The sequence below is a fragment of the Streptomyces sp. NPDC045026 genome (assembly GCF_056432625.1).
The window spans coordinates 15,697-28,917 of the sequence record NZ_JBWKIS010000011.1 but is presented as its reverse complement, the minus strand read 5'-3'; the positions used below and the strand labels follow the sequence as shown (position 1 = coordinate 28,917).

General features: G+C 70.7%; 13 protein-coding genes. 6 read left to right on the top strand and 7 right to left on the bottom strand.

The features are described 5' to 3' along the window. Nucleotides 1–18: 18 nt before the first annotated feature. From AC07EJ_RS23445 to AC07EJ_RS23435, 3 genes are all read left to right on the top strand, one after another. Nucleotides 19–1,767 (top strand): MDR family MFS transporter, encoded by a 1,749-nt coding sequence (locus AC07EJ_RS23445; RefSeq protein WP_389487452.1) that lies wholly within the window; start codon nt 19–21, stop codon nt 1,765–1,767. 143 nt (nt 1,768–1,910) lie between these two features. Beyond that, a complete protein-coding gene (locus AC07EJ_RS23440; protein ID WP_389487535.1) occupies nt 1,911–2,378 on the top strand; it encodes a helix-turn-helix transcriptional regulator in 468 nt (155 codons plus the stop codon). 52 nt (nt 2,379–2,430) lie between these two features. Continuing rightward, nucleotides 2,431–2,877 carry a VOC family protein gene (locus AC07EJ_RS23435; protein ID WP_389487450.1) on the top strand — a complete coding sequence of 149 codons (447 nt, stop codon included), beginning with the start codon at nt 2,431–2,433 and terminating at the stop codon, nt 2,875–2,877. Between the two features lie 78 nt (nt 2,878–2,955). Here AC07EJ_RS23435 and cseC read toward each other — a convergent pair whose 3' ends face one another. The 5 genes from cseC to AC07EJ_RS23410 form a co-directional block, all read right to left on the bottom strand. Further along, nucleotides 2,956–4,341 carry a two-component system sensor histidine kinase CseC gene (gene cseC, locus AC07EJ_RS23430; protein WP_389487448.1) on the bottom strand — a complete coding sequence of 462 codons (1,386 nt, stop codon included), beginning with the start codon at nt 4,339–4,341 and terminating at the stop codon, nt 2,956–2,958. Nucleotides 4,342–4,529: 188 nt separating this feature from the next. Continuing rightward, complete coding sequence (gene cseB, locus AC07EJ_RS23425; protein ID WP_389487446.1) at nt 4,530–5,246, bottom strand: two-component system response regulator CseB; 717 nt, start codon at nt 5,244–5,246, stop codon at nt 4,530–4,532. A 114-nt stretch (nt 5,247–5,360) separates the two neighbouring features. Continuing rightward, a complete protein-coding gene (locus AC07EJ_RS23420) occupies nt 5,361–6,014 on the bottom strand; it encodes a hypothetical protein (protein ID WP_389487444.1) in 654 nt (217 codons plus the stop codon). Beyond that, entirely contained in the window at nt 6,002–6,550 is a 549-nt protein-coding gene (locus AC07EJ_RS23415) for a SigE family RNA polymerase sigma factor (RefSeq protein WP_389487442.1), read from the bottom strand. The genes AC07EJ_RS23420 and AC07EJ_RS23415 overlap by 13 nt, the downstream gene beginning before the upstream one ends. A 181-nt stretch (nt 6,551–6,731) precedes the next feature. After that, complete coding sequence (locus AC07EJ_RS23410; RefSeq protein ID WP_389487440.1) at nt 6,732–7,628, bottom strand: HhH-GPD family protein; 897 nt, start codon at nt 7,626–7,628, stop codon at nt 6,732–6,734. A gap of 144 nt (nt 7,629–7,772) precedes the next feature. On the opposite strand from AC07EJ_RS23410, the gene AC07EJ_RS23405 reads away from it, so the two are divergent. Together AC07EJ_RS23405 and AC07EJ_RS23400 are read left to right on the top strand one after the other, a co-directional pair. Beyond that, a complete protein-coding gene (locus tag AC07EJ_RS23405) occupies nt 7,773–9,335 on the top strand; it encodes a sensor histidine kinase (protein WP_478884877.1) in 1,563 nt (520 codons plus the stop codon). A 74-nt stretch (nt 9,336–9,409) separates the two neighbouring features. Further along, the gene (locus tag AC07EJ_RS23400) at nt 9,410–10,057 is read left to right on the top strand and encodes a response regulator transcription factor (protein ID WP_478884939.1); all 648 of its coding nucleotides are present in this window, start codon (nt 9,410–9,412) and stop codon (nt 10,055–10,057) included. On the opposite strand, the gene AC07EJ_RS23395 is transcribed toward AC07EJ_RS23400, so the two are convergent. After that, nucleotides 10,058–10,699 (bottom strand): phosphatase PAP2 family protein, encoded by a 642-nt coding sequence (locus AC07EJ_RS23395; protein ID WP_389487436.1) that lies wholly within the window; start codon nt 10,697–10,699, stop codon nt 10,058–10,060. A gap of 185 nt (nt 10,700–10,884) precedes the next feature. Here AC07EJ_RS23395 and AC07EJ_RS23390 point away from each other — a divergent pair, with 185 nt between their 5' ends. Next, complete coding sequence (locus tag AC07EJ_RS23390) at nt 10,885–11,682, top strand: hypothetical protein (RefSeq protein WP_389487435.1); 798 nt, start codon at nt 10,885–10,887, stop codon at nt 11,680–11,682. 306 nt (nt 11,683–11,988) lie between these two features. On the opposite strand, the gene disA is transcribed toward AC07EJ_RS23390, so the two are convergent. Then, a complete protein-coding gene (disA, locus tag AC07EJ_RS23385) occupies nt 11,989–13,113 on the bottom strand; it encodes a DNA integrity scanning diadenylate cyclase DisA (RefSeq protein WP_362900849.1) in 1,125 nt (374 codons plus the stop codon). Nucleotides 13,114–13,221 lie beyond the last annotated feature (108 nt).

Here is a 13,221-nt window from a genome sequence, read left to right as displayed (position 1 = left end):
TAATGGGGAGTGGGGATCATGGCGGAGACCGGAACAGTGGCGGTGGACACCGGCGGGGGTGGCGGCAAGGCCGGCCGCGCGGACGGCAAGGAGCCGCAGCCGCGCAGCGTGCGGGTCGTCCTGATGGCGCTGATGATCGCGATGCTGCTCGCGATGCTCGACAACATGATCGTCGGCACGGCGATGCCCACGATCGTCGGTGACCTGGGCGGCCTCGAACATCTCTCGTGGGTCGTGACCGCGTACACGCTCGCGACCGCCGCATCGACCCCCATCTGGGGCAAGGTCGGCGACATGTACGGCAGGAAGGGCGCCTTCCTGACCTCGATCGTGATCTTCCTGATCGGCTCCGGGCTCAGCGGCATGGCCCAGGACATGAACCAGCTCATCGCGTTCCGCGCGATCCAGGGCCTCGGTGCCGGCGGTCTGATGGTCGGCGTCATGGCCATCATCGGTGACCTGATTCCGCCGCGGGAGCGCGGCAAGTACCAGGGCATGATGGCCGGCGTCATGGCGCTCGCCATGATCGGCGGGCCGCTCGTCGGCGGCGCCATCACCGACAACTGGGGCTGGCGCTGGTCCTTCTACATAAACCTGCCGCTCGGTCTTGTCGCCCTCGTCATGGTCACCGCGGTCCTGCACCTGCCGAAGAAGCGGGCGAAGGGGAAGATCGACTACCTCGGCGCTGCACTGCTCACCGTCGGCATCACCTCGATCGTGCTCATGACGACCTGGGGCGGCTCGCAGTACGCCTGGGGCTCCGCCGTGATCATGGAGCTCGGCGCGATCGGTGTCGCCGCGCTCGTCGGCTTCCTCTTCGTCCAGACGAAGGCGGCCGAGCCGATCCTGCCGCTGCACATCTTCCGCAGCCGCAACTTCACGGTCATGTCCCTCATCGGCTTCATCACGGGCTTCGTGATGTTCGGCGCCGTGCTCTTCCTGCCGCTCTACCAGCAGACGGTGCAGGGCGCGAACGCGACCAACTCCGGTCTGCTGCTCCTGCCGATGCTGCTCTCGATGATGGTCGTCTCGCTGGTCGCGGGCCGCGTCACCACCAACACCGGCAAGTACAAGGTGTTCCCGCTGGTCGGCAGTGTCCTGATGGTGGCCGGACTCTTCCTGCTCGCGCAGATGGACACCGACACCTCGCGGTTCACGTCCGGCCTGTTCATGGCCGTGCTCGGCGCGGGCATGGGCTGCCTGATGCAGATCACGATGCTGGTCGCGCAGAACAGCGTCGAGATGAAGGACATGGGCGTCGCCTCGTCCTCCACGACCCTGTTCCGTACGCTCGGCTCCTCCTTCGGCGTGGCGATCATGGGCGCGCTCTTCAACAACCGAGTCCACGACGTGATGGCCGAGCGGGCCGGGGCGGTGGGCGGCAAGATCACGGAGCAGTCCACGCAGCTGACGCCCGAGGGCCTGGCCAAGCTGCCGGCCGTGGTGCGCGACGCCTACCTGCACGCGGTGTCGGCCGGTACGCACTCGGCGTTCCTGCTCGGCTCGATCGTCGCCGTGCTGGCGCTGATCGCGGCGGTCTTCGTGAAGGAGGTGCCGCTGCGGGGCGCGGGCCCCGCCAAGGAGGCGCCGAGCTCTCCCGAGACGGCTGCTCCGGCGGACGCGCAGCCGGTCGACATGGCCAAGGCCGGTGCGGCTGCGAACGCTGCGGCTACGAACGGTGCGGCTACGGCCGACGCGAAGCCGGTCGAGGGGGGCGCGGCTGGGGACGCCGCGGCGGACGGCAGGACGGTCTCCGAGACCGTCTGAGCGGGTCGTCCCGATCTTCCTCGGCTGTATGTAGGCCCCCGGTGCGCTCAGGTGCACCGGGGGCCTTCGCCGTGCCTGGGCCGTTGCCATCCGGTGCGGGCGCGTTGTCAGTGGCGCGTGCCAGCATCGGTGGCGTGGAGAAAATGCGGCAGCTGCGGCTCGCCAAGGACGCGATGGACCGCGACTGGGCCGAGGCGGAGCTCGACCTGGACGCGGTGGCGGCCCATGCCGGTTACTCGCGCTACCACTTCGTGCGGTGCTTCAAGGAGGCGTACGGGGAGACGCCGGGGCAGTATCTGACGCGCCGTCGGATCGAGCGGGCCGAGGAGATGCTGAGATCGGCGGATCTGTCGGTGACGGAGATCTGTGTCCTCGTGGGATTCAGCAGCCTGGGCACGTTCTCGTCCCGGTTCAAGAGACAGACGGGCCTGACGCCGAGTGAGTACCGGGCGAAGCACGTGGGGCGCGGGGCGGCGCTCATCCCAGGGTGTTACGCGATGTTGTGGGCCGGCGGCTTCCCCGGCAGAGCGCCTTTGGGGAGTACGGGTCCGGGGGCCGGCGAGGAGCGCAATTCTGGAGAAGCGGGGGAGGGGGACGACTGCCTACGGTGACAGGGCACGGCCGGATTCCCCGGCGCGTGGCCCGAGCAAAGCGGAGCGCATCATGATCAAGGGACTCGCCATTTCCACCGTCTGGGTTCTCGACCAGGACCGGGCCAAGGAGTTCTACATCGAGAAGCTGGGGCTCGAGGTGCGTACGGACATGACCATGGGCGAGGGCGGTATGCGCTGGCTGACCGTGGGGGCCAAGGACCAGCCGGACGTCGAGCTCACGCTGATGGTGCCCGGGGCGCCCGCGATGGACCCCGAGTCGGCCGAGGCGGTGAAGAAGCTGGTCTCCAAGGGAATCCTCGGGGCCGGCGTCCTGGTCACGGACGACATCCACGGTGACTACGAGCGGCTCAAGGCGCGCGGGGTGCAGTTCCTCCAGGAGCCGCAGGAGCGCCCGTACGGGACCGAGGCGATCTTCCGCGACGACTCCGGGAACTGGTTCTCGTTCACGCAGCGCAACGAAGGGCTCGACCTCGACAAGGAGTGGGCCACCAGCTAGGCCTCTCGTTTGGATCACGCCAGGCCCGCAGCGAGGACGACGGCGACGGGGCGTGCCCGGTCCGCCTCGGTGTCCGCCTCAGTCCGGCAGCCGCAGCATCGGGAAGCTTCCCGTGTTCGTCGGCGCGTGCTCCGGCAGCCACAGCACCGCGACCGCGCCCTCCGCCGGAGTTTCGGCAGGAGCGTCCGGCGAGCGCACGTTGCGGAAGGTGAGGCGGGCGCCGAGGACGCGCGCCTGGCCCGCCGCGATCGTCAGGCCCAGACCGTGCCCATGGCCCGCGCGGTCCGCAGCGCCCGTACGGAACCGGCTCGGCCCCTCGTTGAGCAGCTCCTCCGGGAACCCGGGGCCGTGATCGCGTACGCGCACCACCCGGCCCTCGACGCTGACCTCGACCGGCGGCCTGCCGTGCTTCGCGGCGTTGGCGAGGAGGTTGAAGAGGATGCGTTCGAGGCGGCGCGGGTCGGTGGTGACCTCCGACTCGTGCACCACGCTCACCAGGACGTCCGCGTGGCGCGCGCCGATCCGCCGCGTCACGAACTCGCCGAGCAGCAGGTCCTGGAGCTCGGCCCGCTCGGCGGCGCTGTCGAGACGCGCCACTTCGAGCACGTCCTCTACGAGCGTGCGCATCGCCTGGGCCCGGTCCTTGACCAGCTCGCTCGGGCGTCCGGGCGGCAGCAACTCCGCCGCGGTGAGCAGTCCGGTCACCGGCGTACGCAGTTCGTGCGCGATGTCCGCGGTGACCCGGCGCTCGGCCTCAAGACGCTGCTTCAGGGCGTCGGCCATCGCGTCGACGGCCTGCGCGAGATCATCGGTCTCGTCGCGCACGACACCGCCGATGGCGTCCCCGACCCGTACGTCGGTCCGCCCCTGCGCGACCTCCCTGGCCGCCGACGCCGCCTTGCGCAGGCGCCGTGACACCTGCCCGCCGATCAGCACGCCGAGGGCGCACCCGCCGAAGACGACCGAGATCGAGCCGATGATCAGGGCCTGGTCGAGGTCCTTCATGACGGTGGCGCTGCGGTCGGTGAAGCGGGTGTGCACGGACAGCAGGCGCCCGTCGCCGAGCGGGACCGCGGCCCAGATGTCGGGTACGCCGCCGGCCTCCTCGGAGACGAAGGTGGCGCGCCGCCCCGCCATCGCCTTCTTGCGCAGGTCAGGGGGTATGCCCGGGTCGTCGACCTTGAAGCCGACGGGGAGGCCGCGCCCGGTGGCCTCGTACTGGCGCGCCACGAACTGGATGCGTTCGTCCTGCACGTCGCGCGCGTTGTCCAGCATCGAGACGCGCGCCGCGTTGTGCACGACCAGGCTCAGGGCGACGGCGACGAGCGCCCCCACCAGGGCGATGGCGACGCTGATCTTCCAGCGCACGCCGGTGTGCAGCACCGGGCGCAGCCGTCTCAGCGGCAGCTGCAGCTGCAGCGGCCGCCCGAGCCGGGCGCGCACGGTCGCGGCGGCCCCCCTCATATCCCGATCCCGTCCCTCGTTCGACAGCGAATGACCCGGCCGGCCCACGGACCGACCGGGCAAACGGTTCTCCGGACACCGGGCGCAGACAAGGCATCCGGCCCCGGCCCGACACCTGGCTCCAACCCGACACCCGTGTCCGACCCGACACCCGCCTCCGACGCAACACCCCGCCCCGGCACGATCCGTCAGGCCTTGAGCTTGTAGCCGAAGCCGCGGACCGTCTCGATCCGGTCCTGGCCGATCTTCGTGCGCAGCCGCTGCACATGGACGTCGACGACGCGGGTGTCCCCGCCCCAGCCGTAGTCCCACACGCGTTCGAGGAGCTTGTCGCGGGAGAGGACCGTGCCGGGCGCGGACGAGAACTCGAGCAGCAGCCTCATCTCCGTCGGCGTCAGCGCGACAGTGGCGCCGTCCTTGCGGACCTCCATGCCCTCGGTGTCGATCTCCAGATCGCCGAAGTGCAGGACACCGCCCGTGGCGCCGGAGTGGTCAGGGGCGGCCGGCGCCGCGCCGGACGCCGACCCGTTCGCATGCCCGAAGCGCCGCAGGACGGCCCGGATCCGGGCCACGAGCACGGCCCCGTCGAACGGCTTGGTCACGTAGTCGTCCGCGCCCGCCTCCAGGCCGAGCACCACGTCGATCGAGTCGGCCCGCGCCGACAGCATGATCACGGGGACGGTGGACTCGTCACGGATGCGGCGGCACAGGCTCACGCCGTCCAGGCCCGGCACCATCACGTCGAGCAGCGCGATGTCGGGCCGGTTCGCGCGGAACGCCTCGAGGCCCGCGAGGCCGTCGGGCATGGCCGTGACCACGAAGCCGTCCCGCTCGAGGGCGAGCTGGGTGGCCTCGCGGATGACGTCGTCGTCCTCGACGAAGAGGACGTGAGTGTGCTCTGCCATCCGAATCCGCTGCTCCTGATACGTCGTCCGAAAGTGGTCTGGTCCGTCATGCCGTCACGTGCCGCCGTGTGCCGTCATCTGCTCTGCATGGTCGGTGCTGCCCGGCCCCGCCGCTCAGTTGTCGGACGGCTCGGGCGTGTCCCCGTTCACCGCGTTGCTGTAGTCGTTGTGCGTCCGGTCCTGCTCGACGAACCGGCCCGTCGTCCAGCGATACGTCAGGACGTCCTCACCCGAGGGATACGCCACCGAGTCGCCCTTCTCGTACACCTGCTTGGTGACGACGAGGTCGCCCCGGTCTATCTCCGCGTACACCGGAGGCTCCTCGGCCTTGAAGACGTTCTCGTACTTCCCGCCGGTGTCGCGGTACACGTAGCTGCCGATGCTGACGGCGTCTCCGCAGGTCATGACGTTGACCACGACGTCGTTCGACGTGTTCCCCGTCAGGTTTCCGTAGGACACGTCGACCGGGTACTCCTTCCCCACGCACGGCTTGAGGTCGCGCTTGACCTCCGTGCTCACCGCCGGGTCGTCCTTGACGAGCCGGACCGCGTTCACCTGCTTGGGCGCGGGGGATGCCGGAGAGGACGACACCTTCGGGGCGGCCGAGGCCCCCGGCTCGGAGCGGGCGGGCCCCTCGTCACGGGCGCCGGTGCCGCCGGCCGAGCAGGCCGTGAGGGCGCCGAGGAAAAGGCCGAGGGCGGCGAGCGCGGCCACCGCCGTACTCCCCGCCTTCAGGACCCGACCGGCACGTATGCCTAGGCCGCGCAACGCTCCGTCTCCTCCCGTTCGAGCGCGCGGTGACCGGACTCGTGGCGGTTCCGGCTCTCCAGCTCCTCGCGGAGCCGGGCCAGCGCCCGGTGCAGCGTGCTCTTCACGGTTCCGGCCGACATGCCGAGGGCGGCGGCCGTCTCCTCTGTGGACATCTGCTCCCAGTGTCGCAGCACCACGACGCTGCGCTGCTTGGGAGCCAGCACCTTCATGATGTCCATGAGGAGCGCGCGGTCGGCGTGCTGCTCGGTCGAGTCGTCGATGCTCGCGTCGGGCAACTGCTCGGTGGGCACCTCTTCGAGCTTGCGGGCGCGCCACCACTCCGTACGCGTATTGATCATGACGCGGCGCAGATAGGCGTCGGCGAGGCGCTTGTCGGCTATGCCGTCCCAGCGGCCGAACGTCCGCACCAGCGCGGTCTGGAGCAGGTCCTGGGCGTCGACGGGGTCCGGCACGAGGCGCCGGGCGCTGCGCAGCAGAGCGTCCTGCCGAGTGCGGACGTACTCCTCGAACTCGAGCACCTCGCCGTGCGCCATGCCAACCGCCTTCCGTTCGCGAACCGTTCGCGCTTTCCCTGTCCGTCACCTGTAGGTGATCGGTACACGGAGGAAGCTACGGAGGCGTTGTCACGGGGGTGTCCGCTTCAGCCTGCGGCGGGCGCACGGCTGTCCGTCGGTTGTGTAACAGACGTAAGACGTGGGTAAACCCGTACGCCCGTCAGCTCGTCGGCAGCCGGTAGAAGCCGTCCGGCAGCGGCTCCACGAGCCCGTCCGCGACGAGCCCGTCGAGGGCGCGCGCCCGCTGCACCGGCTCGTCCCACACGCGGTCCAACGCCGCCTGGGGAACGGGCGAGACGGCCTCCCGCAGCACGGCCAGCAGCTTCCCGCGCACCTGCCGGTCCGTGCCCGCGTACGTCTGCCCTCGGCGCGGCGGACCGACGTGATCGGGCTTGCCCGCGAGCCGCCACGCGCACTGGGCGGCGATGGGGCAGCGGTGGCAACTCTCGTTCTTCGCCGTGCAGATGAGGGCGCCGAGCTCCATGGAGGCCGCGGCCCAGCGCGAGGCCGTCGACTCCTGCTCGGGCAACAGGGAGCGGGCGAGCTTGCGTTCGGCCGCGGTCGTGGCGTTCGGCGGGTACTGCACACCGCTCACCGCCCGCGCGAACACGCGCCGCACGTTGGTGTCGAGGACGGCGTGCCGCTGCCCGTACGCGAAGGAGGCCACGGCGGCGGCCGTGTACTCGCCGATGCCGGGCAGCGCGAGCAGCTGGCCGTGCGCCGTGGGTACGTCGCCGCCGTGCCGCTCCGTTATGGCGACGGCGGCGCCGTGCAGCCGCAGCGCGCGGCGGGGATAGCCGAGTCTGCCCCAGGCGCGCACGGCCTCGCCGGGCGCCTCCTTGGCCAGATCGGCGGGACGTGGCCACCGTGCGAGCCACTGCTCGTACACGGGAAGGACGCGGCTCACAGGCGTCTGCTGGAGCATGAACTCGCTGACCATCACGCCCCAGGGGCCCGCGTCGGGGCGGCGCCACGGCAGGTCGCGGGCGTTCTCGGCGAACCAGTCGATGACGGGGGCGTGCAGGGACTCGGTGCTGGTGTTCGTGGGCGCAGTCATGGCAGGACGATCCTGCCACGGGGAGCGGGGACGGCGCGGACACCCTGCGACGCAAACGGGTTGGCTCGGCCTCGATCGCTTGACGCCCACCCCTGACGATCGGCAGGGGCGGCGGCCGGACCGCCGCTTGTACCTTCGGAAGACGTGAGACCACCAGCCCGCAGCGCGGGCCCCCTGCTCTGGGCGTCCCTGGCCGTCCCCGCAGTCGCCGCGGAGCGTCTCGGCCTGAACGAGCGGACCCCGCTGTGGGCCCAGCTCAGCGGCCTCGCGATCCTGGCCGCGGCGACCGCGCTGCACCGCACCTGGCCCGCGACGGCGTTCCTGCTCGTGGCGGCGCCGGGTCTAGCCACGTCCGCCTCCCTCTTCACCACGTCGTACGGCTGCGCGCTGGCGGCCTTCGCCTTCCTGCTCGGCCTGCGCGGCACGGCGACCGGCATCGCGCTGCTCTCGTTCGCGGCGGTGGCGGCGGCCGGCACGGTCAAGATCGCGGTACGCCAGGTCGACCCGGCCGCCGAGTGGCTGGTCCTCATGGGCACGCTGCTGTTCGGCGCCGTCTTCCCCTGGCTGATCGGCCGCTACTGGCGCCAGAGCCGGGAGCTGACGGCGGCGGGCTGGGCGCGGGCCGAGCAGCTGGAACGCGAACACAGAATCGTCGCCGACCGCGCGAGACTGCGGGAGCGGGCCAGGATCGCCCAGGACATGCACGACTCACTGGGCCACGAGCTGAGCCTCATCGCACTGCGCGCGGGCGCGCTCCAGGTGGCGCCGGGCCTGGGCGAGGCGCACCGCACGGCGGCGGGAGAGCTGCGCGCGGCGGCGTCGGACGCGACGGACCGCCTGCACGGAATCGTCGGCCTGCTGCGCGAGGACGACGAGCCGGCGCCCCTGTCCCCACCGGGCGAAAGCATCGCGGAGCTGATCGAAAGAGCGGCGGCCTCGGGCCTCCCCGTAAAACTGCACCGCCCCCAGAACACCACCACGGCCAGCACCACCACCACCCGCACCGCCTACCGAGTGGTGCAGGAAGCACTCACGAACGCGGCGAAACACGCCCCGGGCGCGCCCGTCACCGTCGAACACACGCAGAACGAAGCCGGGACGACGGTGGAGATCACGAACGGCCGCCCACGACACCGTCCGGGCCCGCCGGGCAGCGGGACGGGCCTCATCGGCCTGCGCGCCGGAGTGACGGCGCTGGGCGGCTCGTTCGAGGCGGGCCCGCACGGGCAGGGCTACCGCGTCAGCGCCGGCATCCCCACCAAGAACCCACCGGCCCCCGACACCACACCCGGCGCCGTCTTCACCTCGGCGCGGCGCCTGGCGCACCGCCGGGTAGGTGTCGCGTTCGGAGCGGCGGCGGCAGTGGGGGCGGTCCTGATCGGCGGGGCGTTCGCCTGGTACGCGTACACGAAAACGCACGCGGTGCTGACGCCGGCCGCGTACACGAGCCTGAAGACCGGAACTCCGCTGGAGGAGACGGTCCCGCGGCTGCCGGACCGCACGATCAGCGACCCGCCGGTGGACCGCGCCCCGACACCGCCACCACCGGGAACGGACTGCCGCTACTACAGGGCGAGCGGCGAACTCTTCGTTCCGGTGGACCACTTCAGACTCTGCTTCAACAAAGACAACAACCACGAACTCGTGGAAAAGAGCGTGATCCCCAAACCGGGCATAAATGGACCAGGTGTAACGAACAAGAAGTAACGAATGAGGCGCAATGGAGCAGGTGCAGGAACAGGAGGACGGCATCGATGGCGGAGCGAGCGAGAGGGGGCGAAATGATCCGGGTGCTGCTGGCGGACGACGAGGCGATGATCCGGGCGGGGGTGAGCGCGATCCTCGCGGCGGGCGGCGACTTCGAGGTGGTGGCGGAGGCGGCGGACGGCCGCGAGGCGGTGAGCCTGACGCAGGCCCACCGCCCCGACGTGGCGATCCTGGACATCCGCATGCCACGCCTGGACGGCCTGGCGGCGGCGGAGGAGATCGTACGAGCCGTGCCGGGTACGGCGGTGGCGATGCTGACGACGTTCTCGGAGGACGCGTACGTGGCTCGCGCCCTGGCCGGCGGGGCCACCGGATTCCTCCTCAAGTCCGGCGACCCGCATGAACTGATGGCGGGGGTCAGGGCGGTGGCGGACGGTGCCGCGTTCTTGTCACCGAAGGTGGCGCGCCACGTCATCGACGGCTTCGGGGCGCAGCGCCTGGGTCGGGAGGCGGCGGCCAGGGCCCGGGTGGCCACCCTCACCCCGCGCGAACGCGAGGTGCTGGGCCTGGTGGGCGCGGGCCTCTCGAACCCGGAGATCGCGCGCCGCCTGCACCTGGTGGAGGGCACGGTGAAGGCCTACGTCAGTGCGGTCCTGGAGCGCCTGGAGGTCAGGAACAGAGTGCAAGCGGCCATCGTGGCGTACGAGGCGGGCCTGGTCTGATCACCGCCGATGACCGCCGACAACGGCGTACTCAACGACGGCCCCCGGCCCGGCGAACCAGCGGACAACCCCACTCCCGGACCCTCGCATGGCGAGAGTGACGCGCGCCCCGCCTCCCGTACAAAGACGCACCACGACGAACGAGACAAGAGCCCCCACCACCAGCCCCACAGCGACGTCGTGCGGGTAGTGGACGCCGACGAAGACGCGGGAGAAGGCCATGAGGAGGGCGAGGGGAATCGTGAGCCGGCCGATGGCGGGCCAGGCGAGGGTGAGGCCGACGGCGGAGGCGGCGGCGATGGTGGCGTGGTTGCTGGGGAACGACCAGTCGCCATGAGGGGGACAGGCGACAAGAGAGTTCAGGGCGCCGGAGACGGCCCGGCAGGGGCGCTCTTCGTCCACACCGGATTTGACCAGCTCGCTGCACACATAGGCGACGCCGGTGGCCAGCGGGGCGAGCACCGCGACGGCCAGGGCCCGTGGATCACCGCGCCGGGCCCGCCACCAGGCCACGACGAAGAGCAGGGCGAAGAGCAACAGCCCCAGCTCGGTGAACACTTCCATGAGGTGCTGGAACCACGACGGGGTGTCGTGGGCGAAGCCGGTGATGTCGAGATAGAGATCGGAGTCGAAGGTTCCCATGCCTAGGACGGTACGTAAGGTCCGTACGCGGTCACATCCGGCCATGGTCCCGTCCCGTACCTGACGAAAGACAGGGGTTGTCCGCGCGCCGAAACGGCTGCCCGGGACTATGATCCGCAAAACTCGCGGGCCGTGGCGGCGGGTGGGGGCGGGAGAACGGACGGATCTCTCGTACAGTTTGCGCCGTGGGATCTCTGCGCAATCCGATCGGGCCGCTTCCCTCCACCATTTACTGGCGACGGAGGGCCGTTCTGCTGTCCATGGTGGCGCTGCTCGCGCTGCTGATCGTATGGGCCGTCAACTCCGGTGGCGGAGGCGGCAGGAACAGCGCCGGTGGTGCGAACGACAAGAACACCGCGCCCTCGTCCATCACGCCCGGCCCCTCAGGGTCCGGACCCGCGATCAGCGAACACCCGGGCGGCCGCGACGAGTCGGGCGGCGGCGGTGGCGGTTCCTCCGACGGCGACAACGGCGACGCTTCAGGTTCGGGCTCCGACGGGGCCGGCTCAGGGGCGGGAACCGATGACGGCGCGAAGGGCGGCACAGGCGCCGGCGACCGACTCCCCGCGGGTTCGAGCCTCCCCGACTGCACGACAGGCGGCGTGACACTGACGCTGCGCAGCGTCCACAACTCGTACGCGCCGGGCGAGAAGCCGAAGTTCGAGCTGACGGCCAAGAACACGACGGCGAAGGACTGCAAGGTCGATCTGGGTCCGAAGAACGCGGTCCTGACGATCACTCAGGCGTCCAGTGACAACGAGATCTGGTCCTCAGGAGACTGCCCCAAGGGCTCCGGCAGCCTGCTGCTGCGCGTACCGGCGGGTGCCCACATCACGCGCACGATCGAGTGGGACCGCAAGGCAAGCGCCCCCCAGTGCGCCACCCCGACGGCGGGCCCGGCAACGCCAGGCACCTACCTCGTAGAGGCAAAGGCGGCCCAACTCCCCAAGGCGCAGACGTCCTTCGTGCTGGCCAAGGACTGACACCCGCAGCCCCCGATGGCCCCACCGGCAATCAGTCGCGTACGAAAGGGCCGGAGGGCAGCCCCCACCGGCCGCAAGCCGCGTACGAGACGGGAGGGGCCGTGGCGGGATGTGCGCGCGGAGCCACCAGCACCACATGCGGGTAACTGGGCCGGCGACGAAGCCCCGTAGAACAGCGAGCACGTACATCCCGGCGCGGCCCCGCACCCGAAGACGGCGCTGAGAAGCCACCGGCAAGCCGCACCGCGAGACGCCCCGCCTCAGGCCCGACCAGGAGCACCGCGAGACGCCCCACTCCAGGCCCGACTAGACGTACCGCTCCAGGATCGAAGACTCGGCCAAGCGCGAGAGCCCTTCCCGCACGCTCCGGGCACGGGCCTCACCGACGCCGTCCACCGTCTGCAGATCATCGACGCTGGCGGCGAGCAGCTTCTGCAGGCCGCCGAAGTGCTCGACGAGCCGGTCGATGATGGCCCCAGGCAGCCTGGGCACCTTCGCCAGCAGCCGGAACCCGCGCGGCGAAACGGCAGAGTCGAGGGTCTCCGGAGACCCGGTGTACCCCAACGCGCGTGCCACGGTGGACAGTTCGAGGAGCTCGGCATGCGTCAGCGCATCGAGTTCGAAGAGGGCCTCATCAACGGTCCGGGACCGCTTGGCCGTCGGCTCCGGGACGTAGTCCCGAACGACGAGCTCCCGCTCGGGCTCGACCCCGGCGATCAACTCGTCGAGCTGAAGGGCGAGCAGCCGCCCGTCGGTGCCGAGCTCCACCACGTACTCGGCGATCTCCGTAGCGATCCGCCGCACCATTTCGAGCCGCTGCGCGACCGCGGTCACATCCCGCACCGTCACGAGATCCTCGATCTCGAGGGCGGAGAGCGTCCCGGCCACCTCGTCCAAGCGGAGCTTGTACCGCTCAAGAGTCGCGAGCGCCTGATTCGCACGGGAGAGAATCGCGGCCGAGTCCTCGAGGACTCGCCGCTGCCCGTCCACGTAGAGGGCGATGAGCCGCATGGACTGCGACACCGAGACCACGGGGAAGCTGACCTGCTTGCTCACGCGGTCCGCGGTGCGGTGCCGCGTGCCCGTCTCCTCCGTGGGGATCGTGGGGTCGGGCACCAACTGGACGCCCGCCCGCAGGATCTTGGTGATGTCCTTGTCGATGACGATGCCGCCGTCGAGCTTGCACAGCTCGCGCAGGCGCGTCGCGGTGAACTCGACGTCCAGGATGAAACCGCCGGTACACATCGACTCGACGGTCTTGTCCCAGCCGAGAACGATGAGTCCGCCGGTGTTGCCGCGGAGGATGCGCTCGAGGCCGTCACGCAGCGCCGTACCGGGCGCGACGGCGCTCAGTGAGGCGCGCATCAGCCCATCGGCACCGGAGCTCCCGCCGGACTTGCCGGGAGCTGCTGCCCGGTCGTTGGCTGCCACTGCACTCCTCCGCTCGCAGATGTCGCAGATATCGCAGATGTCACAAGTGCCGCAGATGTCGCGGATCCTGCGAAACTTGCAGATCTTGAACGCCCAGGGTTCGTACGC

Excerpts from the sequence above, each read along its gene's own strand:
- AC07EJ_RS23395 (WP_389487436.1), bottom strand. The coding sequence starts at position 10,699 with ATGGGAACCTTCGACTCCGATCTCTATCTCGACATCACCGGCTTCGCC.
- cseC (WP_389487448.1), bottom strand. The coding sequence starts at position 4,341 with ATGAGGGGGGCCGCCGCGACCGTGCGCGCCCGGCTCGGGCGGCCGCTG.
- AC07EJ_RS23415 (WP_389487442.1), bottom strand. The coding sequence starts at position 6,550 with ATGGCGCACGGCGAGGTGCTCGAGTTCGAGGAGTACGTCCGCACTCGG.
- AC07EJ_RS23445 (WP_389487452.1), top strand. The coding sequence starts at position 19 with ATGGCGGAGACCGGAACAGTGGCGGTGGACACCGGCGGGGGTGGCGGC.
- AC07EJ_RS23440 (WP_389487535.1), top strand. The coding sequence starts at position 1,911 with ATGCGGCAGCTGCGGCTCGCCAAGGACGCGATGGACCGCGACTGGGCC.
- cseB (WP_389487446.1), bottom strand. The coding sequence starts at position 5,246 with ATGGCAGAGCACACTCACGTCCTCTTCGTCGAGGACGACGACGTCATC.
- AC07EJ_RS23410 (WP_389487440.1), bottom strand. The coding sequence starts at position 7,628 with ATGACTGCGCCCACGAACACCAGCACCGAGTCCCTGCACGCCCCCGTC.
- AC07EJ_RS23400 (WP_478884939.1), top strand. The coding sequence starts at position 9,410 with ATGATCCGGGTGCTGCTGGCGGACGACGAGGCGATGATCCGGGCGGGG.
- AC07EJ_RS23435 (WP_389487450.1), top strand. The coding sequence starts at position 2,431 with ATGATCAAGGGACTCGCCATTTCCACCGTCTGGGTTCTCGACCAGGAC.